Here is a 23,198-nt window from a genome sequence, read left to right as displayed (position 1 = left end):
GGGTGCCGCCGCACGCTCCTGGCTCACCGCGCGCAAGGCCGACCTGCTGCCGGTCGGATATTTCCATGTCGTCTTCACCGTGCCGGCCGCGATCGCCGACATCGCCTTCCACAACAAGGCTGCCGTCTATGACCTGCTGTTCCACGCCGCGGCCAAGACGATGCTGACGATCGCCGCCGATCCCCGGCATCTGGGCGCACGGATCGGCATCACCGCCGTGCTCCATACATGGGGGTCGGCACTGACCCACCACCCACACGTGCACATGATCGTGCCGGGCGGCGGCATCTCGCTCGACGGTGAGCGCTGGGTCTCCACGCGGCCGGCCTTCCTCGTGCCGGTGCGCGTCCTGGGCAAGTTGTTCCGCCGCCTGTTCGTCACCGGCCTGCTCGCGCTCTTTGATGCCGGCAAGCTCGCCTTCTTCGGCGGCCTCGCACCACTCACAGACCGACGAGCCTTTCTGCGCCACCTCTCGCCGGTCCGCCACAAACGCTGGGTCGTCTACGCCAAGCCGCCCTTCGGTGGCTCCGAAGCAGTGCTCGCCTATCTCTCGCGCTATACCCATCGCGTCGCCATCTCGAACCGGCGGCTGCTCGCCTTCAACGAAACCGGCGTCACGTTCCGCTACAAGGATTATCGCCGCGATGGCGCCGATCGCTATCAGGTCATGACGCTTGCCGCCGGCGAGTTCATCCGCCGCTTCCTGCTCCACGTCCTGCCTCGTGGGTTCCACCGCATCCGCCACTACGGCCTGCTCGCCGGCATCACCCGCAAGGCCAATCTCGCGCACGCACGCGAACTGCTCGCCGTCGCAGCATCTCCACCCGATGATAACAGGCCGGAAGAAGTGCTCGATACCCGTCCGCCGTGCCCGTGCTGCGGCGGCCACATGATCATCGTCGAGACCTTCGCCCGCTGGTCTCAGCCCAGGGCCCCACCGCAGCGCACGTCATCCGCCGGAATACATTCGCCGTGACCCGGCGCAGACGACATCCGCAACTCGCTACCAGCGCCGCAGCCACCGTGCTTCGGCCAACCGCCAATCCTGCGCCCGTGGCGGCAAACCCTGATCCAATCGCCTCATCCGACGACGACCCGACCAGAAAACACCACCACGCCGTGCACCAGCCTCGCGTCGCCGCCAGTCACCAGCCCGACAGCCGTACCAAGCGATACATCCAGCCCACCAGCCCAAAATCGAATTCCCCATAGGCCAGTGCTCGCTCACCGCGGGTTCCTTCCTCGGGGACTTTCGTACGCCTCACGGCGCCCGAAACTCTTCACGAAAGCGGATTGTCTGGTTTGGAGCGAGGAATAGGACAATCTGCCATTCGCAGCCGCGGACGTAGCGGCGACTCACGACATAAAGCGGGCGCGGCGCGATCACTTCATTGTGCCTCCGTTGCCAGAAGGACGTCATAGTGCTGGGCGCGCGCGTCGAAACGTGAAAGTACTTCTCGCGCGCGTGGGGGTACGTGGCTCTGCGCAAAGTCCTCGCCCATGAACGCCCGAACCGAGTCAATATTCTGGAACCACATGACGGTGATGAATTCCACTTCGGTACCCAGAGCTTTGCGAAACAGCTCGATCTTCTTGAAACCGGGTATTTTCATCGCCAGGATTCCCGGGATCACCTCTCCGGTAACAATGGACTGATATCGGTCAGCATTTTCGGCCGTGGTGTAGCCATGCCAGATGCGACTGATCATATGCGCGTCCTTTCTCTGCGAATTGCATGACCCGACTGGGTCCGGGCGTGGCACTGGGTAACATGCAACCACGAGACATGTCCTGCCAAAGGTCTCGGCAAAACGGCGTCAATTTGGCATGCAATTATAGACCAAATCCACAACTATGGCATAATATGCCAATATGGATGCGATAGATCGTAGAATCATTGCCGCGCTTCAGAATGACGGGCGGCTCAGCAACGTCGAACTCGCCGATCTGGTAGGCCTGTCTCCCTCACCTTGTCTCAGGCGCGTGAAACTGTTGGAGGAGCGTGGGGTGATCGCCGGCTATACGGCCGTTGTTGATCGCCAAGCCCTTGGACTTTCCCTGACGGTTTTCGTGGAAATCACGGTGGCTCGGCATTCCCGGCAGAACGCGGCGATTGTCGAAGAGAGCCTCGCCAGCATCCCCGGGCTCGTCGCATGCCACATGGTCTCTGGGGACGCTGACTTCTTGGTCGAATTGGTCGTAGCGGACCTCAAGACCTACGAGCGCATCCTGACCGAGAATATCCTTACGATTGATGCCGTGGAGCAAGTCCGCTCGAATTTCGCGCTGCGCACCGTCCTTACCGCGCGCCCTCTGACCCTGCCTTAAGTCAATCCGTCCGGGCTTGGTGGGAGTTCCGGGAACGGCCGGTTCGTCCCAGACTAGGACTTTTGCAGGACTGCCGGGATGGTCCGCTATCAGGAATGGGATTGATAGCTGGCAATGCCGAATTGGGCGCACAGCCGCCCTTCAGTCAGTCCGCTCTGCACGGTGGATTTCTGCCCTGCGCGGACGTATCGAGCCCGATTTGCGCGCCATCACCGGCTACGCCCACGCTTCCGGCTTGCTTGTTCAACAGGATGCTCCCCGGCTTGCTGCTGCGCCTGACGCCGATGCCCCTCCAGCGCGCTCTGTAGGCGGACCCGAGCACTCCGATGCGCAGCCTCGATCAAGGGCCGAGCCCGCTCCCAGCCCGCCGCCACGGCAGCCCTTACGGCAGGGGCCGCCCGCTCGATGCGGGCCAGCGCCTGCCCCTTATCCTCGGCAGCGCGGGCCATGGTTGCGGTCAAACTACCTTGCGCACTGACCCGGGCCTGGGTCCGCGCAAAACGCTGTGACAAGTCAGAAGGCAATCCAGCGGCCTCGCGCTTCTCGTCAGCCGCCAGCCCTTTGAGGAAGGCGCGAGCCGCATTACGGCGGGCCTCCTCGCTGATCTTCACCAGATCGAGCGCATTGGTCTTTTCCGGCTGGCGCGCGATGTTCCGCGTCCAGTTCGTCCAGATGTCGTGATCGCGTATCGGGCGCGGATCGCCCAGCGGCCGGCGGCCCGCGATCTCCTGTTGCTCGGCGCCTTCCGAGGTGAGCCAGTAATCCCGCTCCCGGTGCCGTGAACCAGACACATAGGTCTTGAAACCGTCCGTGGTCTGCGAACCGCCCGGCGTTACAAAGATATGCTCGGTCGTGGTGATGCCCTGGGCGGTGTTGGTGGTCATGGCATAGCCGTAGGCCAGCCGCATCCGGCCGGTTTCCTTGTCGGCCAGCGTATCCCACTTCACAAAACCCTCGCGGCCATGGTCGTTCCGCAGCACCAGGCCTTCGTCGCGGATGCTGCTGATTTCGAGGATCGAGCCGTTATCCCCGATCGCGCCCTTGCTGCCATCCAGCATCGCCGCATTGGTGCGGGCGAAGAGCCGGATCTTTTCGCCCGGGGCGATCGGCAGCGCGTAGTGCTCACCGGTGTTCTTGTCGATCGCCGCCAGCGTCATGTGGCTCTGCCCCAGCTCGCCAGAGGCCAGCAGCCGTTGCCGGATCGCCTCGCCGATCGCGCGTGCATCCTGATTGGTCGGTGTGCTGATCGAAAGCGTAAAGCGTGGCCGATCAGCATTCGCTTTCCGGCGCTCATCCCAGAGCGCAGCGGCCCGCGCGATCACCTCGCCATGCCCGCCGGCAACGATCTCGGCCGTGCCGTCCTGCCGCTTCATGTCCAGCGCCTTGCCAACAGCCTCGGCGCCGCCTTTGCGCAGCAGGCCCGCGATTTCGCGCGCCCGTTCGTTGGTCTGCCGCACGCTGCTTTCGATCGACGGCACCTTGCCCAGCCCTTTCTCGAGAAGGCCGATCACCTGGCCTGCCTCGATCGACTGGCATTGCTTCGGATCACCAATCGCTACCATGCGGAACCCGTGCCGCTCCTGTAGGCGCAACAGATCGAGCATCTGGCGCGTGCCGATAGTGCCCAGCTCATCGATCACCACGACACTGCGATTGGACAAGTCCAGCCGGCCGCTCTCCACCCGGTTGATGAACACCGACACGGCCGCGATCGTGTCGCGCCCGCCGGTCTCGACCTCGGTGTTCAGCCCGGCCTCGCGCAGTTCGCGCGCCTGGCGCCAGCCGAGGCTGATGCCGTGAATGTCCGCACCCTGGTCACGCCACGCCGCCACCAGCGGCTTCAACAATGTGGTCTTGCCAGCCCCGGCCGCCCCGGTCCCCACCGCGAACCGGCCGCCCATGCCGAGATGATCGATCATCCGGCGTTGTGCTGCGCCATGCTCGCCGGTGAAGCGCAGCCCGCTCGCCTCGATCCCGCGCTTGATCTGTACCGGGTTCAGTGTGCCGCGCCGATCCCTGCTAGCCTGTCCCGCCAGCTCGACCAGCGCGCTCTCCTGCTCGACATGGGCGCGCGTCGTCAGCCTGGTTGTGGTGATCGTCACATCCGGGTTGTCCGGGTCATCCCGCTCGGTCTCGACCGCGATGATCTGCGTGCGCGCGGGTTCCCCACTGGCGTCAGCACCGCCCGTCTCGACAACCCCGCGCGCCCGCAACCGCGCGATCACATGATCAACATCGCCGCCATCCTTGATGCCGGCCGCTACCAGGCCGCGCGCTGCGGCAACGCGCTCATCCTCGGCCTTGATGACCGCCCGCCGGGCAAACTGCTCACCCAGCACCCGCGCAGCCGCCTCATAGGCCAGATCAAGCCGGGCCGCTTCGGTCATCCTCTCCGCCGGTGCCGCGTCCTGCAGAACGCTCTTGTGCTGGTAGCCGCGTGCCTCCGCCTGGCGCCGCCAGCTCGCGAAATCGCTCAGATCATCGGCCTTGGCACTGCGGCTCGCAAAGGCGCCGCCTTTCAGCAGCTTGATTCGTTCGTCGCCGGTCATGCGGTCCCAATCCGCCCCCAGCGAGGCGGCATAGGCTTTCGCGTCGGAGAGGGCATCGCGGGTCCGCTTACTGAACGCCGCCCTGATCTCCTCCGGCACGGCGCTGAGCCGCGCCGCGCCGGTGGTTCGGTCCAGCTCTATACTCGCCCCGGCCCGCCGGAGATTCTGGGCGAGATGAGCCTGGTAGATCGCACCCCATTCATGGATGCGGCCGTGCATCTGCAACGTGTTCAGGGACACAACCCGGCCGCTCTCGGTGACGATGACATTCGGCACGGCGACATGCGTATGAAGCTGCGGATCGCCGGCCACCTTTACGGAGACGATCTCGGTTTCCGTGCGGCCATCCGCTGTCTGCCGGGCGATTTCGAGGGTGGGCCGGGCCGTGTAGTGGTCAAAGGTGATCCACCCGATGCGGCCCTGCTCGGTGCCTTCCTTGCCACCTTTGCCCTTCCGGGCCTGGCCAATGACCTGCTCGATCTCGGCCATGGTCGCGGCCACCGCATCCTTGTGCGCCTGGGCCAGCTGGTTGCGCTCCGCCTCGGTCGGCGCGAAGGCCCAGGCCAGCGACACCGACTTGTCGGCCGAGAAGGTAAAATCAACATACCCGATCGGGGTTTTCGAGCGGTTCACCGCGTTCCGCCAATCGGCCGCATCCAGCGCCGTGCCATCCGCTCGCTTGCCATCCAGGATGTTGGCCCGCTCGGTCTCGGACAGGCCGCGCCCGTCTTTGGCCCCCAGCGCCTTATAGAGCCGCACAAGCTCGGGATGAGGCACAGGCTGGCCTTGTTCGATCTCCTGGGCGGATGGGCCATCCGGCGCGGCGCCGGGAGAGGCGGATGACAACTTCGCCTCGATCCGCGCCCGGTCGGCAGCACTCGACGCCTCGGCCGTCGCCAGCGCCCGCCGCAAGCCGGCGGCACCGCCTTTGCGCAAGGCATCGGCCCAATCGGCGCCCTTTGCTCCGCCCGCGACATCAGCCGGTGGTTCAAGATAGACGGCATCGCCGCCATTGGCCTCGATCAAGGCCGCGGCCTTGGCGGCCGCCTTCTGCCCGGCCTCGCCAACATCACGGCCATTATGGAGGCGGGCATTGTCGCGATCGGCCAGCAGGACAACCGGCGTCGAGCCGCTGAACTGCCCGGCCCAGGCCACCAGGCCGCCAGCATTATAGCCAACAACACCAGCCTGCCGCGTTGCCTGCACGACACTCGCGACGGTCTCGAACCCTTCACCGGCAACCCGGACCTGGTCATGGCCACCGATCGGCACAGCAGCGCCAGCAGGCGGATGCAGCAGCCAGGCGCCTGAGGCCCCCAGCATCCGGCGGCCGATTTTTGCTCCGCCCTCGGTCAGATAGGTGCGCTGCACGCCGGTCAGCCGTACCAGGCCATCCTCATCCTGGCCGAACATCGGCGTCAGCATCACCACCGCCGCACCGGCCGATACTTCCGCCGCATCATAGTTCGGATGCGGCCGAACCAGCCGCACATGGCCCATCAGCCAATCGGCATCGAGGCCGCGCCCGCTGAGATAGGCCCGGGCTGACGCCCGCAGGGCCGCGGCCTCGTCCACGCGCGCCGCATGCGCCGTCCGCTGCTGCAACTTCTGCCCCACAGACCCGTGCAGGCTCGGCGCGTGCAGCTCGCCAGCGCCCGGAATCGCCTCATCCCAGAGTTTCCCGGCAATGCTCTTGCGAAAGACGTTGCGCCGTATCTCGGCCGCACGCGCCGCCTTGGCCGCCTCGGGATCCAGCTCGACCGCCTCGGCTTTGACGCCCAGCCGCCGCACAAGGCTCTCGAACCGCCCGCCTTCGCTGGCGGCAAAGTCGGTCCATTGGCCCGTTGTGGCGTTGACCGAAACCGTCCAGCTTTCCCCTCCGCGCCAGGTCGCTTGCAGGCGCAACCGGCCGCCGCTGGTCCGGTAGGGCACACCGGCGGCATCAAGCGCCGCCGCAACATCGATCGCCCGTGGTTCGGCAGGCTTCTCCTCAGCCGCCGGGCCACGCGGCGGCACCGCCGGTTCACCGCCCCGCGCAATATCCGCCTGCCAGTCAGCCGCCAGCGCCGCATCCCGATCATACGCGGCCGCCTCCTCCATCGGGGGCGGGGCAAAATCATCTGGCCAGGGCGGCGGGCCATCGGCCGCACTTCCCAGCTCGCCAAGCGCCGCCGCTTCGGCTGCACGGGCCGCATCGCGATCCTCCGCCTCGTGCGCCTCAACAGCCTCTGGCGCTGCGGTCTGCGGAGTGATCGCGGGGGCCGCCTCGACTGGCGCGGCCGGCAGATCAAATCCGTCAGCCCGTTTGCCGGCAAGGAGGTTTTCCAGTTCCGCGCGGGTCGGCAACCGCATCGGATCAAGCCCAAACACTTCGGCAAGCGGCGTCACCGCGCGCTGATACTGTTTGCCCGCGATCTTCTCGCCATCCGCTCGATTGCCCGCCAGCAGCTCGGCAATCTCGTCACGGGTCAATGGGCGCGAGGTGTCGATCCCCAGCGCGACGGCAACGGTGGGGTGCATATCCCAGCGGGGCTCGGGAATGGTGCCAGGGCGGGCCGCGTCCGTCGCGGTGGCCGCCGCGTTGTCTTCCGCCGCTGCCGTACCGGGCTGCCAAAGCCCGCCATCAACCGTCATGCCGCGCTGATAATACGCCGCCATGTCCTGCTCGAACCCCGGCAGCGTCATGGTCATCAGGTGATCCGCCATCTTCCCGGCGGCACCGGATGAGGTGGAGGCCACACCGGCGCGGAACGTCAGCACGTCTCGCCGCCCGCCTCGGACTGCGATCCGTCGTCCCCCGGCTCTAGCGCCGTGGCCAGGCCACGCATCACCCCGGCCTCAACCTCCGCTCCCAACCCGTCCAGCGTCGTGCCGATTTGCAGGAGCGCGGTGGTCTGATCGCGCAGCGCACCGGCGATCCGTGCCAGGGCTTCCTCAAGCGGGCTTTCCTCCGAAGGGGTCGCCAGCTCGATCAGCCGCGCCAGCATTTGGCTGTGCGTGTTCTGCGTCTCGATCATCAGCCGCATCGCCTGGATGACGGCATCGAGGCGGTCATCTTTCGCGGGCAATAGTGCGGTTTCGGGCTCTGGCATCGGGCGAAACTCCTGTGATCACCGTAGCGCCATTGTCACTTGCGCCGCAAGCTCCATAGGTGCAATGGTCTGTAGCTTCGTGGCTTCCCTCCTGAACTTTCCGTCCGGATAATGGGTGAGTCTCGAACGGGAATTGTCCCGAGTGAGGACCGATATTGCGCCGACTTTGATGCGAACATAGCCCGGATATGTCCCGGTTAGTGTACCGACCTTATGCCGATTAACTGCCGAGTGATTGACGGCTGATGCAGGCCGCCGCTATCATCGCGTGCAATGACCAACACACCACCGCCTGAAATTGATCTCGATGATCTCCGCCGGCACATGGTCGAGCACGGCGCACGCTCCCCGATCGTTCAATGGATGGTCGCAAATCACGATGAGTTCGCGGCGGCCGTGGCGGTCGCCGGCATCCGTTGGGAGAAGGTGGCGGCGTATCTAGCTGAACACGGCTTGCGCACCGCACGCGGGGAAATACCAAGCGGGGAAACGATGCGGCGTTGTTGGATAAGAGCGCGGCGCATGGTCGCCAAGCAGCGGGACGGTCAGCGCCAAGCCGCTGTGCCCCCGGTCGATCAACCGGCATCCGAACCGAAATTCAAACCCTTCACTTTGAGAAACGAGGGTCGGGGTGTTTCCGCAGCGGAACGCCAGGCCCTCGGCGATCCAACTGCTCCGGCTGACCAGGCGGCCCAGCCGACACCCAAGTTTCAACAGTCATGGATGAGAAACGAGGGGCGGGGCACCTCCGCAGCGGAACAGCCCGCCCCAGACCATCCGGCCGCGCTGGCGGCCCCAGAACCTCCGCCGAAACCGAAATTCGAGTTTGTAAGATTACGCAATGAGGGCCGGGGCGTGTCCGCAGCGGAACGCCGTGCCCTTGGTGACCCAACCGCTCCGGCCGATCCTGACGATCCAAAATGGAGAGGCGACAAATCCCGATAGGAGAATTTGATGACTGAGGCCCCCTCATCAGAAAAGAAGCCCACCGGCACACAAAAAACCGCAACCCCCGTATTCCGCCCCGGCAGCGCGGCCGCCGCACTCAAGCCGGTGGAAATCAAGCCGCTGCTCACCAGCGAGCAAACCCGCTCTGAACCCGTCGCGCAAGGCATCGATCTTGCAAATCGGCCCAAGATCATACTCGCCGCAGGCCGGGGCAAAACCGGCAAAACCACCTTCCTGCGCTGGGCCGTCGAAATGGCACAGCATGCCGGCCGCAACATCCTGATGGCCGATATCGACCCCACCAACGCGACGTTCTCGACCTACTTCAAGGGGGCAGCCCGGCCCGATACATTCAACCAGGCCGCTGTCCGCGACTGGCTACAAGACTTCATGGAATTTGCCATTGCCGGCAAACACACCGCCATCATTGACCTTGGGGGCGGCGATACGATCCTGCGCACCCTCGCCGCAGAAATGCCCGGCTTCGATGCAATGATCGAGGAGGCGGGCATGGCGGTGGTGATGTTCTACCTCGCCGGCCCGCATCCCGAGGATTTAACCCCGGCCGCCACGCTCGGCGCTTTGGGCTTCAAGCCCCGCGCACGCGCATTCGTGCTCAATGAAGGCGTGGCGCCGGCCGGGCAATCGCGCGATCAGGCATTCAGCCGCGTGATCTCCTCCAACGTCTATCGGGACGAAACAGCCGCCGGAGCGGTCCCCCTTTGGATGCCGCGCCTGCACGCGGCCGAGGCAGTTGAAACGCACACCGCGAGTTTCGTCGCCGCACGGGACGGTCAGACAGAACCGCCGCTTGGGGTGTTCAACCGATCGCGGGTGGGCCACTGGCTCAAGGCGATGGATGAGCAATTCGCCGGCGTGAAATCGTGGATGCCGTGAGCAAGGTTGTCGATCAGGGCGGGACAGAGGCTGCGATCCGCGCCGCGCAGGCGGAGCTGGATCGGGCCGAACAGCTGGCCCGGCTCGACAATGACCCCACCGCGCACACGCTCCACGCGCTCCGGGTGTTTTTAGACTCGACCGCCGCCATCGCCGCCGATCAACGGCGCGCTATGGCGGAGCACCGCCTGCATGTCGATCGGGATTTTAGCGCCGTGCGCCAGGCGCGGGATGGCTTGGCGCAAACCATCAACCAAGCTTTCAAGGCCGCAAAGGCGCAGGCCGAAGCGGCGCATGCGGATCTGTCGCGCCAGTTCGTGGCCTCCTTTGCGAAAGAGGCCGAACAGCGCCTCAAGTCCATGTCCCGATGGGCATGGTGGCGCACGCTTGCCTCGGGCGCGGCATTGGCGATCGTGATCCTCGCGCTTGGCTATGGCCTGGGCTACTGGCGCGGCAACGCGGCCGGGTACAGCCAGGCCGCCGGCACGATTCACGCTGCCGGGGCCGTTGAGCAATCCGTCCTCGCCTCGCAAGGCCCGGCTGGCTTGGCGCAATGGCACCAGCTCATGCGTGACAACGCCATTCTCGACACCATGAAATCCGACTGCACCGGGAAGAACGTGGCGCATCAGGACGGCCGCACAGCCTGCCATCTCTGGCTATGGACAACGCCAAATGTCGTCCAGGCCGCGCATGGGTAGCGGGATGGAGGAGGATTTTACCCCTTCCCCGGATGCGGCGGCTCGCTCGGCCGGCTTCGCCTCCCAGCTCGGCCGGGCTTTGCTCGGCCTGATCCGGGGCGGGTTGCGCTTTCTGCTGGTGGCTGTGCTCGACGTGGTGATCCTCACGGTGCGGTTCGTGCTCTGGTTCCGCCGCGTTCTGTTCTGGCTGGGCTTCTTCTCAGCCCTGTCCTGCATTTTGAATTATGAGGTCCACAAGCTGCGCCTTGCCGCCTTCGCGCTCGGCGTTGGCATCCTCATGATGACGCTCTCACGCGCCAGCCTGCTCCTCAATGATCGGCTGCGATATTGGCAGCTGCAACTCCATGCTTGGGCGCAAGGCTGGCCGGTGAAGCGCTATGCGTTCACCGTGTCGCCACCTCGGCGTTGATGGAGTTGGCCATTTTAATGTCTAGCAGATTTTACATGATTACATGTAAACATGTCGTCGTGTTGATAGTGCCACCTGCCGGTGATTCGGACACATCAAAAAGCAAGCGCTAATTTTTGCTGCCAGCACCGTAAGGGCGTTGACCTATATTTTCTATCAAACGGAGAAGGTAGCCGTCCGGGTCCATAACCAAAAACTGGCGCTGGCCAACTTCAACGAATTTGGCACGGTACCAAGCTTCCTCTGGCTCCTGGAATAGCGGCCATCCCTCCATCTCAAGTCGCTCCAAGATCGGCTGAAGCGTTGGCGTCCTAATCTGGAAATTGATGCCACGGCCCAGCGGCGCTACAAGCGGCCCAGTCACCCAGTGGTCGTCTGCTGTGTTACGCTGCTCAAGCATAACATAGGCCCCGTTCTGGTCCAGATATGCGAAGCCGGCCTCCTATCGCAAATCCACCGCCCTATAAGGCGCCAGCCGGCTACTTGGCCCCGGCGGTCAGCAGACAGCAAGTTTGCGCAAAAAATCCCAGCACCCCCTTGAATACGCCCGATGGTAAGATTATCTTACCGTCCGTAAGGAAGGTGTCTATGACTCTAGATGAAGCCAGAGCGGCGATCGTCAAGACGCTGCAGAAAGTTCAGGATGTAAGCGGATTGCCTTGTCCGATCCTGGTGGGCGGAGACGTGCCGCGGCGGGTTCTAGAACAGTTCGACAGCACAGTATGGCCGGTGGCCACATCGTGGATTGCCAAGGAGCTTGGAGTGACGATCGACAATGACGTTCATGTGTTTGGTGGGAAAAATGGGGGGCCATTGCTGACAATCAACCAGTCGGCCGAAGTCATCTGCGCACACATCGCCAAGCAGAGCTACGCAGTGGCGGCAGAATGAGTACCGAACCCGAACAGCGTCAGCTCATCGCCCAACGCATCCGTGAGGCCCGGCAGCTCGCCGGTCTGAGTCAGGGACAGGTCGCCAAGCTGATGGGCATGCACCGCCCGACCGTCAGCGAGATCGAGGCCGGCAACCGCCGTGTCACTGCCGACGAGATCACGCGCTTCGCCGAGATTTTCGACGTGAGTACCGCCTATCTACTTGGCGAAGCGCCAGACAGGCTGGCTATGGACGACCCTAAGCTTCAGCTCGCCGCCCGAGAACTGGCCAAACTCTCGCCCGACGCGCTCGATGGCCTGTTGCGCGCGCTGGCTGCGGTGCGGACCGATGGCGACGACGAGAGCAAGGGCTGAATAATGAATCGGCGGCCCCTCATTCTCGAAGGCGCCCAAGCCGCGTCTGACGTGCGCGATCAGCTCGGCCTCGACCTGATCGCCCCAGTCGATCCCTATGCGATCGCCGAAGCGCTGGGGATCCGGGTCCGCTTCCTGCCGGTCAGCATGGAAGGCTTCTATCAGAAGGGCAATCCGCCGCGCATCATGCTGTCGGCGCTCCGCCCGCTGGCACGCAAGGCCTTCACTTGCGCCCATGAGGTCGGCCATCACTGGTTCGGTCACGGGTCGACCATCGACGAACTCAAGGCCGACGACCGGCAGGATTCCGACATCCCCGAGGAAATCCTGGCCAACGCCTTTGCCGGCTTCCTGCTGATGCCGACGATCGGCATACGCCGCGCCTTCAGCAGCCGCGGCTGGAAGCCTGCTACCGCCAACCCGCTGCAGATACTCACTATCGCGAGCGAGTTCGGGGTCGGCTATGAAACCCTGCTCACCCACATGTCGATCACGCTCGACGATATGCCGCGCAATGTGCGGATCGCGCTTGGCAAATGGACGCCGCAACGCATCCGCAAGCGGGTGCTCGGCGACGACGATGCCGATGGACTGGTCGTCCTCGACTCCAAACAGCAGTCCGCCAGCGTCGATCTCGATGTGGACTATGCCCTGGCCGTGCCCATCGGCGCGGCGGTCTCGGGCGAGGTGCTGATCTCGCGCCAGACGATCGAAGGCTATGATGTCTACACCGCTGTAAGCCGGGGCCGGGCCACGGTCACCACTCCCGATTGGCAGGTCGAGGCGCGCGTTGCACCGGCCCGATTCACCGGCCCCGCCAACTATCGCTTCCTGGAGGATCCCGATGAGTAAGATCGCCGAACCCGAAACGATCGTCGCCGCCAATCTCTCGCTCGGCTGGGCAAGCGTGCTCGATCGCCTGGCGCGGCCTGGCGTCGATGCCATCTCGCCGCTCAGCCTGTCGTTCACAGGGTTCGACGAAAACGGGAGGCCTGCCGAAGTGCCGGCGATCCGAACCGCCGTCGACACGCTGCTCGCCGCCAAGGGCAAGCGTGACGTCGAGAATGTCTCCTGGACGATCTTTCCGCAGCGCTACTGGCTGATGGCCGAGGGCAACCGAACCAGCTTCTTCGAAATCTTTCGTGAAGCATTCCCGCGTATCCAGGAATTCAACCCCCAGAACAACAAGCGCGGTTCCTATTTTCAGCGGATGGTCGATTTCGAGGGTGGCGGCAAGGGGTTCAACCAGATCGCCTGGATTCTCGATGAATATGACCGCAACCCGAGCGGCCGCCGCTCGAAATGGCAAGCCACAACCTTCGATCCCTATCGCGACATGCTGACCACCGCGCAGCTCGAATTCCCATGCCTGCAGCAGGTCAGCTTCACCTTCTCTGGCGAGAACGGTCTGGTGGTGAACGCCTTCTATGCAACCCAGCAGATCGTTCACAAAGGCTATGGCAACTATCTGGGCCTCGCCCGTCTCGGCGCCTTCATGGCCTCTCAGATGAAGCGCCGACTCGAAAGGCTCAACGTCTTCGTCGGCATCGCCAAGATGGACAAGATCGGTAAGACCGATTCCGATTTCGCCGCCATGCTTGCCACCGTTCGCAGCGAACTTGCCGCGGCGCAGGGACTTGGCCAAGCCGCCTGACATGACCGAACAAACGACCCCGACCTTCTTTCGTGACACCAACCGCTTCGCTGGACTTCGCCCGACCGCCGTGTTCGACAGCTATTGGCGGTTCGCCGCCGAGCGCCAGGCGATCTTCTTCCGCCGCCTCGCCGGCGAATCCGCACCCTGGACCGCTGACCCGATCCTTGCCCGCCATCGCTTCACCAACGCCTATCGTGCGGCCGATCGGGTGAGCCAGTATCTGATTCGCGAAGTGATCTATGGCGAGGGGAGGGCAATGGATCGGCAGGAACAGCTGTTCCGCATCCTGCTGTTCAAGCTCTTCAACAAGATCGACACTTGGCAACTTCTGGAGGATCAGCTGGGCGAAGTCAGTTGGGCGAACTTCGATCTCGATGCCTATGATCGCGTTCTGTCCGCTGCAATGCGGAGCGGCGGTAAGCTCTATTCCGCGGCCTACATCATCCCGCCAGTCAAATGGCCTGGCGGCGACGGCGTCAAACACCGTGGGCATCTTTACCTCATCCGCACCGCCTTAAGTGGCACGGTGCCCGAAGAGCTGGCAGCCGCAACCTCGCTCGGCCAGGTGTTCGCATTGCTCAAGCAACTGCCCTCGCTCGGCGATTTCCTGGCCTTTCAGCTCGCGATCGACCTGAACTACGGAACGGTCATCGACTTTCCCGAGGACAGCTTCGTTGTCGCCGGGCCAGGGGCACGCGACGGCATTGCCAAATGCTTCGAAAACGCTGCGGACTATCTCGCCGAGGACATCATCGAGTTTATGCACGACCGGCAGGAACGCGAGTTCGACCGGCTCGGCCTAAATTTCCGGAGCCTGTGGGGGCGCCCGCTGCAGCTGATCGACTGCCAGAATCTCTTCTGCGAAATCAGCAAATATGCCCGCGTCGCGCATCCCGACGTGATTGGCATGTCAGGCCGCACCCGCATCAAACAGATCTACAAGCCGCAGCCGGCGCCGCACGGCGTGTGGTTCCCGCCCAAATGGGGGCTCAACGACAAACTGCCGCCCGCGCCCGGGCTAGCCGACCACCTTCTTTGAAAGGACAGATCCATGCAGTTCGCCGACTATCAGACTCAGGCGCTGGAAACCGATCGAACCGGCTTGAACGGCGCCGATGCCGCCCAACTCGTGCCGCTGCTGGGGCTTGCTGGTGAAGCCGGCCAGCTGCTCTCCGAATATAAGAAGTGGCTGCGCGATGGCCCCTCGCATGTCCGCTTTGTCGATCGGGTGCATGAGGAGCTCGGCGACATCCTCTGGTATATCGCTAATGTCGCGAGTAAATATGGCCTCGATCTCGAAGACATCGCCGCCGCCAATCTCGCCAAGACTCGCGCACGGTTCGGCGATCATGGCGGCGTCGCCCTGGGGAGCTGCGAGCGCGAGTCCGAGAGCTTTCCCGACCAGTTCACGCTGACCTTCGTCCAGCAGGTCGATGGCGAGCGCGTCATCGTGCGGACCCTGTTCAATGGCGAACAGGCCGGTGCGGAGCTGACCGACAATGCACATGAGGACGACGGTTACCGCTTTCACGACGTCTTCCATGCCGGCTTCGTCGCCGTGCTCGGCTGGTCGCCGGTGTTGCGCAAACTCCTTGGTCGCAAGCGCAAGAGCGTCGCCAAGCTCGACGAGGTGGAGGATGGCGGGCGCGCAGCGGTCATCGAAGAGGGCGTTGCCGCGTTGATCTTCGATTATGGCCGAAACCATAATTTTCTCGAAGGCGCTGGTGGGGTCGATGAAGCCCTGCTCAAGACCGTGCGCGGCATGTGTGCGCATCTCGAGGTCAAGGACCAGCCCGAAGTATTGTGGCAAAGCGCAATCGAGCAGAGCTTCGCGGCCTGGCGCAAACTCAACGCCGCGCAGGGTGGTTCGCTCGAAGTCGATCGCATCGCGCGAACGCTACACTATGTGCCGGTCGTCCCAAGCGCCAACGCGACCGCAGCCGCGCTATGAATGCCGTGGGTCAGGCTGATCAGCCAGTCTGAGATGCTGCGAGCGGTGGCCGCCGTCCGCGCCCCGCCGGTAACCTCGACGCGCGGCGCTGAGACGCCGTCCGAGATAACCTCGATATCAGTCCAGGAAATGTCGTCCTGCAATCCGCCGATCGTCTTGAGCACCGCCTCTTTCACGGCGAACATCGCGGCAAGCCGCGTCAGCCGCTCTGTATCATTTCCATCAAAGGTTTGCTCGCGCGCCGTGAAGCAACGGCCGAGCACATCGGGATCGAAGTCGCCATAGAGGCGCTTGAATCGATCGAGTTCGACGAGGTCGAGCCCGACCGCCAGCACAGTCATACGCGGTGCGCGTGCCGGCCTTGCGCCTTAGCGCGCCGCACTGCGCTTGAGCTCAGGATCCTGGATACTGTTGAGCGTGCGCCGGCGATCGTCGGCGAGCTTCTTCGCGTCGCTGATCACACTCGTCATCGCATCGCGATGCTTGGCCACCGCGCGCGAGATCGCATCGGCGACGGGCTGGCGCTCGCCGACCGCGGACTTCTTAAAGGTGGTGCTCTTCCAAGCCATGATCGTCCTCCAGTTCGGAGAGTTCTTGTATTATCAGATTGAAGAACCCTTTCACAGAACTTTCCATTTCCGTGATCGCGTCCTCGAGCCTGGGATCGGCTGCGGGCAGCTTGGCGTCGCCGCTAATCTGGACCGTAAACCGAGCCCGTTTCGTATCATCAGATATAGGAATGCATAGTTGCCAAGCAAGTCTCGGCCAGCGCAAGTTGCGCCTCAGGCGATTGGCGTCGCCGGGCAGGTCGAACTCAGGTGGGAATGGTACAAGCTCGAACCGCGATTCGCGTGCGCGCCAAGCCTCGCCGAGCACGGAGCCAACGATCGGCACGAGCATCGCCTCGTCCGCATCGGCCTCATAGCCCGACGAGAAGCGCAGCCGTAGCGAGTGGTGATAGTCCTTGTCCGGCACCGCGATTGCCACGCGAACCCGCTTTGCCTTCATGTCCAGCGCCGACTCTATCACATCCTCGGCCAGGCCACGCGTGACCTCGCAGGCATTGCGATAGAGTTCGGGCCGCCGGAAGAGGCGCTTGTCGAGCCGGACCAGCGCCGCGGCCTCGCCATCACGCACTTCCTGCCGAGCCTGCTCCAAAGTCAGATCGAACTGCAGCAGATTGAGGCTACTCTCGAGGACGAGTTGCTCGGCCTGACCCGATACCCGTAAATTGAGCTCACCCGAGCCGAACAGCGCGGTGCGCACCGCCGAGGGCAGCCAGTTGAACCGGCGCACGATCGGGGCATTCGACGTGTCGGCGATCTCGACCGCGATGGTCAACGCCTGCGGATCGAGTTCGCGCTCCTCGTCGAACGGCCAGGCCGGAAGATTCGAGACGATTCCGCCATCGACAAAGGTCGATTGATCAATCCGCCAAGGCGAGAAGATGATCGGCAGGCAAATCGATGCGGCGACGGCGTCTGCAGTCGCAACGCCCGGCGTTCGCTCGGGCGAAAAGAGTTGCAGCCTACGCTTGCTCAGATTGGCGCTGACGATCTTGAGGGTCGGTCGGCCGTCCTTCCCAAAATCGCTCATCAAGACGACGCGATCGGGGTCCTCGGGAAACATCTTGCGCTGCAACAGGGTCGCCAACGCGCTGCGAAACCGGCGTACGTCGGCAAGTCCGCCGACGAGGAACCGTGCGCCTAATATGGCGAGACCGGCAACCAGGATGGTGACTGTCGCCACCGCAAGGATGATCGGACCGGACCGGCTCGCGCCCGCGAGAATCAGGCCGGTTGGTAGCGCTATTGCGACCAGTACGCCGACCAACCCAAGTAGCCAAGCATGGCCCGCCGCCCAGCGGAACGCGAGCACCCGTGCCCAGCCCGCCTTACCGAAGATATCAGTGGCGCGGCTGATCTCCGGATCAATAGCGCTCAATTGATCCATAAGGGTGGGTCCACCGTCCGGATCGAGCAATTCGCGCGATAAAAATCCAGCGGCTTTGAGCGCGGCGACGATGGCGCCCGCCGAGGTGCCGGCGAGACCGTGAAAGGCGACGTTGCGGTCCTCAAGGGCGCGCAGCGCGCCGACATGAATAAGACCCTTAGCGCCCCCTCCGGCAAGAGCTACGAAGGCGCGCTTTCGTTCGCCAATCACTGACTCCTTAGCCAAAGCGACATACATCCAAGATGCCTGCCATCCTCACCTCGTATAGATGCTGCAGTGAGCCGTGTGCGTGTTCGCTCGCAGCCAGTCGTGACCCGGCTCAATGCGACATAATCTCGGCAGATTACAATTTTGCCCGCGGATCAGTCTCGCGAATGTCTGCTATCGTGAGATATAGGCTGTCTGGCAGCTATACTTCTCCATTGGTGCTATCCATTGGATATAAAACCACAAGTCTACTGGTCACTGCCTACACTTGGTCGCTCAGGCCGCACTTTCCTGAAAACGGCGTACCGGCGGCTGCATGTGTTGTCGTGCAAGCCAAAGGTCATAGTTTGCCTGCATCCCAAGCCATACCTGCGCCGTGCTCACGCCCGCCTGTTCAAGCCGGATCGCCAAATCAGGGCTAATGGCAGCCCTGGCATTCAACACACGCGACAACGCAGCGCGGGACATAGCCAGCCTCTGGGCGGCCTCGGTAACGGAAAGCCCCAGCTCGCCGATGACATCCTCTCTGAGCAGTTCGCCAGGATGTGGCGGATTATGCATCATTTTGACTTCTCCTAGTGGTAGTCCTGATAATTCACCAACTCAACGCCAGTCTCAACGAACCGAAACGTCACTCTCCAATTCCCGTTGACCTACACGGACCAGTGCCCGGCAAGGTCACCTTTCAGTGGGTGCAGCTTAAACGCCGGGATGTTCATATCCTGCGGCGTCTACGCCACATCCAAAAGGCCAAGAATGCGCTTCAACTTGCCACCCTGTGCGGCTTGAATCCCGCGCATGGAGCCCGTGCGGTAAAATGCCTCCACGTCCTTATGTCGGAAACTCAAAATCATAGATCAGTGTAGCGCGTGGCGCGTCACTATACAACTTTGATCAACGCGATCACGTCCAAAGCCGACCGGTTTCGAACACCCAGCCAGGAATATGCCCAAAACTATGCTTGACGGTATTATGGGCAATGACCGATAGTCGCGGTAGGTTTTTGGACGTAATTGCCCTATGTCACGCGCATTTCTGTATGCCCGCGTCTCGACGGTCGAGCAGACCGCCGAGAATCAGATCGCCGAAGCGAAGGCCGCCGGCTTCGCCATTCGTCCGAACCGGATCATCACGGAAACGATCTCGGGCAGCGTTGCGGCTCGTCAGCGGCCGGAGTTCCGGCGCCTCCTCGACCGCCTCGAAGATGGTGACGTGCTCGTTGTCACAAAACTCGACCGGCTCGGCCGCAGCGCGCTCGACGTGCGGGCTACCGTTGATGCCCTGGCCAGCCTCGGGGTACGGCTTCATTGTTTGGCCTTGGGCGGTGTCGATCTCACCAGCTGGACACCCGCATTAACCCTGTGAGTGTTGTTGAATTCGTGATTCACTGAGGCGGTCGTGAATTGGAGGCGGGTGGATGGAGGCGTGATCGCTGTTCGGGCTTTCGGAGCATCTTGAGCGTCTGAGCAAGACCGGGGACCCGCTGGAGGTTCTGGAAGCGACGGTCGATTTCGAGCATTTCCGTGGCTGGCTGATTGACGGGCTGGGCTACGGGGACGGAGCCAGGGGTGGCCGCCCGCCCTTCGACCCTGTTTCGATGTTCAAGGCGCTGATCCTTCAGGCCCAGCACAATCTGAGCGATGCCAGGATGGAGTTCATGATCCGGGACCGCCTGTCCTGGATGCGCTTCCTGCGCTTTGATCTTGGCGGGCCGACGCCGGATGAGAACACGATCCGGCTGTTCCGTAACAAACTGACCGAGACCGGCACGCTGAAGCGGGTGATGAAGGCGTTCGACTGGCAGTTGCAGAAGAAGGGCTACATCCCGATGTCGGGCCAGATTGTCGATGCGTCGCTGGTGCCGGCGCCGAAGCAGCGGAACACGGATGCGGAGAAGGAGGCGATCAAGGCCGGCAAGACAGCGCGTGAGATCTGGCCGGACGAGCCCCACAAGGCAGCGCAAAAAGACACGGACGCGCGGTGGACGCTCAAGATCGGCGGCAAGATCCGGTATCGGCCGGACGGCACGCCACTGCCCCAGATTGCGCTGCCGGTGTTCGGCTACAAATCCCACATCGCGATCGACCGACGCTTCGGCTTCATCCGGGAGAGTGCGGTGACGTCGGCATCCCTTGCGGATGGCCGGGTGCTGCCGCGGTTGGTGACGACGGACAACACTTCCTCGGAGGTCTGGGCCGACAGTGCCTATCGCTCGCAGAAGAATGAGAAATGGCTGGCATCAAGGATGTTGGTCAGCCGCATCCACAGGCGCAAGCCGGCGGGCAAGCCGATGCCGCACAATATCCCGCGGGCCAATGCCGCGAAATCGTCGATCCGTGCCCATGTCGAACACGTCTTCGCCCACCAGAAGAACAGGTTCGGCCTGTTCATCCGCACCATCGGCATCGCACGGGCCGAAGCGAAACTCATCCTGGCCAATATCGCCTACAATTTCGACCGGCTCATCTTCCATGAACGCGCCCAAGCCATGGGATGAATCCGTCCAGACCTCGGGATTGCGGCACCGATCGCGGCCTCCGCGACCCACGCAGACGGTCAAATAAGGCCCTTCAAACGGCCAAGAGCGCCGTATCCAGATTCAGATCCAACCAACCGCTAAATCCGCAAGGGTAAATACGGGTGTCCAGCTCAGCCGGCCGCATGACCATGCAAGTGATCGCCGCCGTGGCTGAGTTTGAGCGAGACCTGCTGATTGAACGCACGCAAGCTGGGGTCCAGCGAGCCAGAGCGAACGGCAAGGCGATCGGGCGGCCCGCATCTTTAACAGATGAGCAAAAAGCCGCTGTCAGGGAAGCGCGTGGCTCCGGCGCATCAATCTCATCCCTCGCACGGACCCATAAGGTCAGCCGCCAGACTATTGGCCGCGTCTGCGAATAGCGCCTGCCCCGATGGCTACCACCACCCATCAAATGGATAAAAAGCCTAGAAAGGCACGATGATGATTGCAACCGTGATCGAGGCTTACTGCCAAGCCCATCAATACACGATTAGCGCGTTCGGATCGGTAAGCACTTTCGCAGCTGTTGTAGTATCGCTGTGGCTGGCTCGTCGTGCCGATCTAGCCAATCGGACACGGCTGCGTGCAAGTTTTGAGGTCTCAGCTTTAATACATGAATTACTACCTGATCGACCAACATTTGTGACCGTTAGCATTGTTAATATCGGGAATTTACCTTTGATAGTTCCGGTAGGATTTTTGCGGTGGAGGCTACGATTTTCACCAATGAATAAATTGCTTCTACCTATCGATCGGCAAGGGATACCGGGAGTGCTCCCGGCAAAAAATTACCCTATCAAAATTGAACCACGAAGTAGCGAAACATTCTTTATAAGTGAATGTTCCGAGTTTGTAAAACAGATGCAGGAAATCAAGAATGAATTTCGACTTTTAAATGGATTCTTCTTCTACTTCCGTAAAGCGGTTGTCATCACTCAGGATGGCTCCAGTTTCCGGGTTGAGGGAGATCAGGGAATAGCGAACTTTGCAGCCTCTTACCTAAAGTCACGACCATCAGTCTAAAGGCGAATATGCTCGGTTAAACATTAATTATTTCCCAAGAGGGCTGCTATACTATTCCAACCAGAGTGAGAAAAAATTTTTATCAGCATCGTTATAACTACGGCCCCCAATACCGCAGCCAATATGTATCCAAATAAAGTCTGGGGAGTAGCTTTTACCGTTGCAAAGAAAAACCTCTTCACGGGAGCTTTCACATGGTCCCCAGCCTGTTGCATATCTCGCGTTTGACGGAGCCACCAAATCACAAATTTTTCACGAAAACTTGGGTCTCCGTCGAAGCTGGTAACATGTCCATAAGCGGTCAGCGCACGAATGTCCGCCGTGAGACGTTTCATCAACTGATAACTGGTGAAATATCCCAAGCCTAAATACAAATGATCCTCTTTTACTCGCCCCAAATCAGATTTAGCGGGATAGAGAATCACAGCCACATCGCCAGAAGCTCCTAATGTGTAAAGTAGACAGGGACCATTCTCTGTAGCTGCCACTCCTGTGTGAAGGCGGCGAAACATTGACCTAGAACCAAACCATAATTGCAGTTGATTATCATCATTATCCGTTACATATGCAGAAAACATATTCTCTAACTGCTTAAAGCGATCGATAGATTCACAAATATTTCCTATTTCAGAAAGCGATCGCATCTGAAAATCGCGAAATTCATGCCGCGCGTTGATAAATCTTCTAAATGGCCTTTGGAACGGGTTTTCACTCATTATTTAGCTTTATATTTTGGAACAAGATCAAACAACTATCGGAAGGTAAGGCTAAATGCCACTACCTCCCCTATCAAAACATTAGCCTTCACGGTTTTCTTCCTTCGCCGCCTCTGCCGCCCATAGCGCAAACCACAACATGCGGGGCGGCTCGCGGTGGGTGCTGTTGGCCGGGTCCGTCAGCCATCGCCGCACCGCCTGCGGGGTCGATCCGCACCAGGCCGCAAAGGCAAGCTGGGTCATGCCCGCACGCGCCAGGGCCGCCCGGATCTCCTCGGGAGTCGGCGGATTTTCGGGCAAGACCGTGCGGTGTGGCGCCATAGTTGAAGGCATTGCACCGTTGACGCGGTGCCGACAAGGGCAAGAGGAGCCCGCGATCAGTCCACCGCCAGCCGGTCAGTGTCGAACATGTGCAGCATGGACAGGAAATCTGGCCCCCGCCGCGTCCGGCTCATGCGGCCGCCCTCCGAAAGCCCTCCCCTGCCCTCGCCTGTAAGAGGGGCAAAAATGTGGGTGACCGTACATTTTTTCCTTGCACCGATTCGGCGCAGGGGAGTCTTTGGGTCATGTGCCTCCGTCCGTCACCCTTTCCGCGCTGAGCCGTGCAGAGCTTGAAGCTCTGCTGGTCGAACTGTTCGGTGAGATCGCCAGCCTGAAGGTGATCGTTGCTGAATTGCGCGAAGAGAATGCGCGACTGAAGGGTCTGAAGGGTCGCCCGCATATCAAACCGAGTGGCATGGAAAAAGGAACAGCGCCGCCGAAGCCCCAGAAGCAGGAGAAGCGTCCCGTTCGGGGCAAGGTCTCACCCCGGGTCAAAGTCGAAGAAAAGGTGATCGGGATTGAGGTCCCGCCAGGAGCTGTTTTCAAAGGTCATGAACCTTTTCTGGTCCAGGACCTCGTGATTTCGGCGACGGCGACCCGTTACCTGCGAGAGCGCTGGATACGCCGGATGGCCGGACGATCCTGGCACCATTGCCTCAAGGAACCGCAGGCCATTTCGGT

At 62.0% G+C, this 23,198-nt stretch carries 24 protein-coding genes and 1 pseudogene; 16 read left to right on the top strand and 9 right to left on the bottom strand.

Annotation, left to right across the window (positions count from 1 at the left end; genetic code table 11):
- Nucleotides 1-976 (top strand): transposase (locus tag RT91_RS03945; protein ID WP_035185778.1); only part of this gene is annotated, 976 nt, incomplete at its 5' end.
- A 412-nt stretch (nt 977-1,388) separates the two neighbouring features.
- On the opposite strand, the gene RT91_RS03940 is transcribed toward RT91_RS03945, so the two are convergent.
- Nucleotides 1,389-1,709 carry a hypothetical protein gene (locus RT91_RS03940; protein ID WP_035185777.1) on the bottom strand — a complete coding sequence of 107 codons (321 nt, stop codon included), beginning with the start codon at nt 1,707-1,709 and terminating at the stop codon, nt 1,389-1,391.
- 163 nt (nt 1,710-1,872) lie between these two features.
- Between RT91_RS03940 and RT91_RS03935 the strand changes: the two genes are divergently transcribed.
- Entirely contained in the window at nt 1,873-2,328 is a 456-nt protein-coding gene (locus tag RT91_RS03935; RefSeq protein ID WP_035185776.1) for an Lrp/AsnC family transcriptional regulator, read from the top strand.
- Nucleotides 2,329-2,537: 209 nt separating this feature from the next.
- Here the strand turns inward: RT91_RS03935 and mobF are convergent, their stop codons facing one another.
- Together mobF and RT91_RS03925 are read right to left on the bottom strand one after the other, a co-directional pair.
- Nucleotides 2,538-7,637 (bottom strand): MobF family relaxase, encoded by a 5,100-nt coding sequence (gene mobF, locus RT91_RS03930; protein ID WP_035185775.1) that lies wholly within the window; start codon nt 7,635-7,637, stop codon nt 2,538-2,540.
- Nucleotides 7,631-7,969: a hypothetical protein gene (locus RT91_RS03925; protein WP_035185774.1), complete on the bottom strand. Its 339-nt coding sequence runs from the start codon at nt 7,967-7,969 to the stop codon at nt 7,631-7,633. The genes mobF and RT91_RS03925 overlap by 7 nt, the downstream gene beginning before the upstream one ends.
- 954 nt (nt 7,970-8,923) lie before the next feature.
- Between RT91_RS03925 and RT91_RS03920 the strand changes: the two genes are divergently transcribed.
- The 9 genes from RT91_RS03920 to RT91_RS03880 all read left to right on the top strand — a co-directional run bounded on the left by RT91_RS03920 (nt 8,924) and on the right by RT91_RS03880 (nt 15,779).
- Entirely contained in the window at nt 8,924-9,814 is an 891-nt protein-coding gene (locus RT91_RS03920) for a hypothetical protein (RefSeq protein ID WP_035185773.1), read from the top strand.
- Nucleotides 9,811-10,515 (top strand): hypothetical protein, encoded by a 705-nt coding sequence (locus tag RT91_RS03915; protein ID WP_240314175.1) that lies wholly within the window; start codon nt 9,811-9,813, stop codon nt 10,513-10,515. Before RT91_RS03920 ends, RT91_RS03915 begins: the two co-directional genes overlap by 4 nt.
- 4 nt (nt 10,516-10,519) lie before the next feature.
- Nucleotides 10,520-10,924 carry a hypothetical protein gene (locus tag RT91_RS03910; protein WP_035185772.1) on the top strand — a complete coding sequence of 135 codons (405 nt, stop codon included), beginning with the start codon at nt 10,520-10,522 and terminating at the stop codon, nt 10,922-10,924.
- A gap of 588 nt (nt 10,925-11,512) precedes the next feature.
- The gene (locus tag RT91_RS03905) at nt 11,513-11,815 is read left to right on the top strand and encodes a hypothetical protein (RefSeq protein ID WP_035185771.1); all 303 of its coding nucleotides are present in this window, start codon (nt 11,513-11,515) and stop codon (nt 11,813-11,815) included.
- A complete protein-coding gene (locus RT91_RS03900) occupies nt 11,812-12,171 on the top strand; it encodes a helix-turn-helix domain-containing protein (RefSeq protein WP_035185770.1) in 360 nt (119 codons plus the stop codon). The genes RT91_RS03905 and RT91_RS03900 overlap by 4 nt, the downstream gene beginning before the upstream one ends.
- 3 nt (nt 12,172-12,174) lie before the next feature.
- Nucleotides 12,175-13,023: an ImmA/IrrE family metallo-endopeptidase gene (locus RT91_RS03895; RefSeq protein ID WP_035185769.1), complete on the top strand. Its 849-nt coding sequence runs from the start codon at nt 12,175-12,177 to the stop codon at nt 13,021-13,023.
- Nucleotides 13,016-13,825 carry a hypothetical protein gene (locus RT91_RS03890; protein ID WP_051788160.1) on the top strand — a complete coding sequence of 270 codons (810 nt, stop codon included), beginning with the start codon at nt 13,016-13,018 and terminating at the stop codon, nt 13,823-13,825. The genes RT91_RS03895 and RT91_RS03890 overlap by 8 nt, the downstream gene beginning before the upstream one ends.
- Before the next feature lies 1 nt (nt 13,826).
- A complete protein-coding gene (locus RT91_RS03885; RefSeq protein ID WP_051788159.1) occupies nt 13,827-14,867 on the top strand; it encodes a nucleotide kinase domain-containing protein in 1,041 nt (346 codons plus the stop codon).
- 12 nt (nt 14,868-14,879) lie between these two features.
- Nucleotides 14,880-15,779: a nucleoside triphosphate pyrophosphohydrolase family protein gene (locus tag RT91_RS03880; RefSeq protein ID WP_035185768.1), complete on the top strand. Its 900-nt coding sequence runs from the start codon at nt 14,880-14,882 to the stop codon at nt 15,777-15,779.
- Here RT91_RS03880 and RT91_RS03875 read toward each other — a convergent pair.
- The 4 genes from RT91_RS03875 to RT91_RS03860 all read right to left on the bottom strand — a co-directional run bounded on the left by RT91_RS03875 (nt 15,731) and on the right by RT91_RS03860 (nt 18,503).
- Entirely contained in the window at nt 15,731-16,120 is a 390-nt protein-coding gene (locus tag RT91_RS03875) for a holo-ACP synthase (protein WP_051788158.1), read from the bottom strand. The two genes, RT91_RS03880 and RT91_RS03875, sit on opposite strands and share 49 nt — an antisense overlap.
- A 27-nt stretch (nt 16,121-16,147) precedes the next feature.
- Nucleotides 16,148-16,348: a hypothetical protein gene (locus tag RT91_RS03870; protein ID WP_035185767.1), complete on the bottom strand. Its 201-nt coding sequence runs from the start codon at nt 16,346-16,348 to the stop codon at nt 16,148-16,150.
- Entirely contained in the window at nt 16,323-17,969 is a 1,647-nt protein-coding gene (locus tag RT91_RS03865; RefSeq protein WP_051788157.1) for a patatin-like phospholipase family protein, read from the bottom strand. Before RT91_RS03865 ends, RT91_RS03870 begins: the two co-directional genes overlap by 26 nt.
- Nucleotides 17,970-18,215: 246 nt before the next feature.
- Nucleotides 18,216-18,503 (bottom strand): HigA family addiction module antitoxin, encoded by a 288-nt coding sequence (locus RT91_RS03860; protein ID WP_035185766.1) that lies wholly within the window; start codon nt 18,501-18,503, stop codon nt 18,216-18,218.
- 456 nt (nt 18,504-18,959) lie between these two features.
- Here RT91_RS03860 and RT91_RS03855 point away from each other — a divergent pair, with 456 nt between their 5' ends.
- From RT91_RS03855 to RT91_RS21315, 4 genes are all read left to right on the top strand, one after another.
- On the top strand, nt 18,960-19,304 hold the full coding sequence (locus RT91_RS03855) for a recombinase family protein (RefSeq protein WP_035185779.1): 345 nt from the start codon (nt 18,960-18,962) through the stop codon (nt 19,302-19,304).
- 67 nt (nt 19,305-19,371) lie between these two features.
- The gene (locus RT91_RS03850; RefSeq protein ID WP_152982789.1) at nt 19,372-20,436 is read left to right on the top strand and encodes a transposase; all 1,065 of its coding nucleotides are present in this window, start codon (nt 19,372-19,374) and stop codon (nt 20,434-20,436) included.
- 143 nt (nt 20,437-20,579) lie between these two features.
- Complete coding sequence (locus tag RT91_RS21320; RefSeq protein WP_256363790.1) at nt 20,580-20,837, top strand: recombinase family protein; 258 nt, start codon at nt 20,580-20,582, stop codon at nt 20,835-20,837.
- A gap of 73 nt (nt 20,838-20,910) precedes the next feature.
- Entirely contained in the window at nt 20,911-21,480 is a 570-nt protein-coding gene (locus RT91_RS21315; RefSeq protein ID WP_152982788.1) for a hypothetical protein, read from the top strand.
- Between the two features lie 23 nt (nt 21,481-21,503).
- Here RT91_RS21315 and RT91_RS21310 read toward each other — a convergent pair whose 3' ends face one another.
- Both RT91_RS21310 and RT91_RS21925 read right to left on the bottom strand, forming a co-directional pair.
- A complete protein-coding gene (locus tag RT91_RS21310; protein ID WP_152982787.1) occupies nt 21,504-22,196 on the bottom strand; it encodes a hypothetical protein in 693 nt (230 codons plus the stop codon).
- An 81-nt stretch (nt 22,197-22,277) separates the two neighbouring features.
- The gene (locus tag RT91_RS21925; RefSeq protein ID WP_160321839.1) at nt 22,278-22,439 is read right to left on the bottom strand and encodes a hypothetical protein; all 162 of its coding nucleotides are present in this window, start codon (nt 22,437-22,439) and stop codon (nt 22,278-22,280) included.
- Nucleotides 22,440-22,764: 325 nt separating this feature from the next.
- Between RT91_RS21925 and RT91_RS21305 the strand changes: the two are divergent.
- A pseudogene (locus tag RT91_RS21305) lies at nt 22,765-23,198 on the top strand (hypothetical protein); the annotation flags it as partial.

The sequence above is a fragment of the Acidiphilium sp. JA12-A1 genome, assembly GCF_000724705.2.
In the GTDB taxonomy this organism is placed as follows: Bacteria; Pseudomonadota; Alphaproteobacteria; order Acetobacterales; family Acetobacteraceae; genus Acidiphilium; species Acidiphilium multivorum.
The sequence above is the reverse complement of the archived record's forward strand: the minus strand, read 5'-3'. Positions and strand labels throughout refer to the sequence as shown.

Excerpts from the sequence above, each read along its gene's own strand:
- RT91_RS03940 (WP_035185777.1), bottom strand. The coding sequence starts at position 1,709 with ATGATCAGTCGCATCTGGCATGGCTACACCACGGCCGAAAATGCTGAC.
- RT91_RS03935 (WP_035185776.1), top strand. The coding sequence starts at position 1,873 with ATGGATGCGATAGATCGTAGAATCATTGCCGCGCTTCAGAATGACGGG.
- RT91_RS03925 (WP_035185774.1), bottom strand. The coding sequence starts at position 7,969 with ATGCCAGAGCCCGAAACCGCACTATTGCCCGCGAAAGATGACCGCCTC.
- RT91_RS03920 (WP_035185773.1), top strand. The coding sequence starts at position 8,924 with ATGACTGAGGCCCCCTCATCAGAAAAGAAGCCCACCGGCACACAAAAA.
- RT91_RS03910 (WP_035185772.1), top strand. The coding sequence starts at position 10,520 with ATGGAGGAGGATTTTACCCCTTCCCCGGATGCGGCGGCTCGCTCGGCC.
- RT91_RS03905 (WP_035185771.1), top strand. The coding sequence starts at position 11,513 with ATGACTCTAGATGAAGCCAGAGCGGCGATCGTCAAGACGCTGCAGAAA.
- RT91_RS03900 (WP_035185770.1), top strand. The coding sequence starts at position 11,812 with ATGAGTACCGAACCCGAACAGCGTCAGCTCATCGCCCAACGCATCCGT.
- RT91_RS03895 (WP_035185769.1), top strand. The coding sequence starts at position 12,175 with ATGAATCGGCGGCCCCTCATTCTCGAAGGCGCCCAAGCCGCGTCTGAC.
- RT91_RS03890 (WP_051788160.1), top strand. The coding sequence starts at position 13,016 with ATGAGTAAGATCGCCGAACCCGAAACGATCGTCGCCGCCAATCTCTCG.
- RT91_RS03885 (WP_051788159.1), top strand. The coding sequence starts at position 13,827 with ATGACCGAACAAACGACCCCGACCTTCTTTCGTGACACCAACCGCTTC.
- RT91_RS03880 (WP_035185768.1), top strand. The coding sequence starts at position 14,880 with ATGCAGTTCGCCGACTATCAGACTCAGGCGCTGGAAACCGATCGAACC.
- RT91_RS03875 (WP_051788158.1), bottom strand. The coding sequence starts at position 16,120 with ATGACTGTGCTGGCGGTCGGGCTCGACCTCGTCGAACTCGATCGATTC.
- RT91_RS03870 (WP_035185767.1), bottom strand. The coding sequence starts at position 16,348 with ATGGCTTGGAAGAGCACCACCTTTAAGAAGTCCGCGGTCGGCGAGCGC.
- RT91_RS03865 (WP_051788157.1), bottom strand. The coding sequence starts at position 17,969 with ATGTATGTCGCTTTGGCTAAGGAGTCAGTGATTGGCGAACGAAAGCGC.
- RT91_RS03860 (WP_035185766.1), bottom strand. The coding sequence starts at position 18,503 with ATGATGCATAATCCGCCACATCCTGGCGAACTGCTCAGAGAGGATGTC.
- RT91_RS03855 (WP_035185779.1), top strand. The coding sequence starts at position 18,960 with ATGTCACGCGCATTTCTGTATGCCCGCGTCTCGACGGTCGAGCAGACC.
- RT91_RS21310 (WP_152982787.1), bottom strand. The coding sequence starts at position 22,196 with ATGAGTGAAAACCCGTTCCAAAGGCCATTTAGAAGATTTATCAACGCG.
- RT91_RS21925 (WP_160321839.1), bottom strand. The coding sequence starts at position 22,439 with ATGACCCAGCTTGCCTTTGCGGCCTGGTGCGGATCGACCCCGCAGGCG.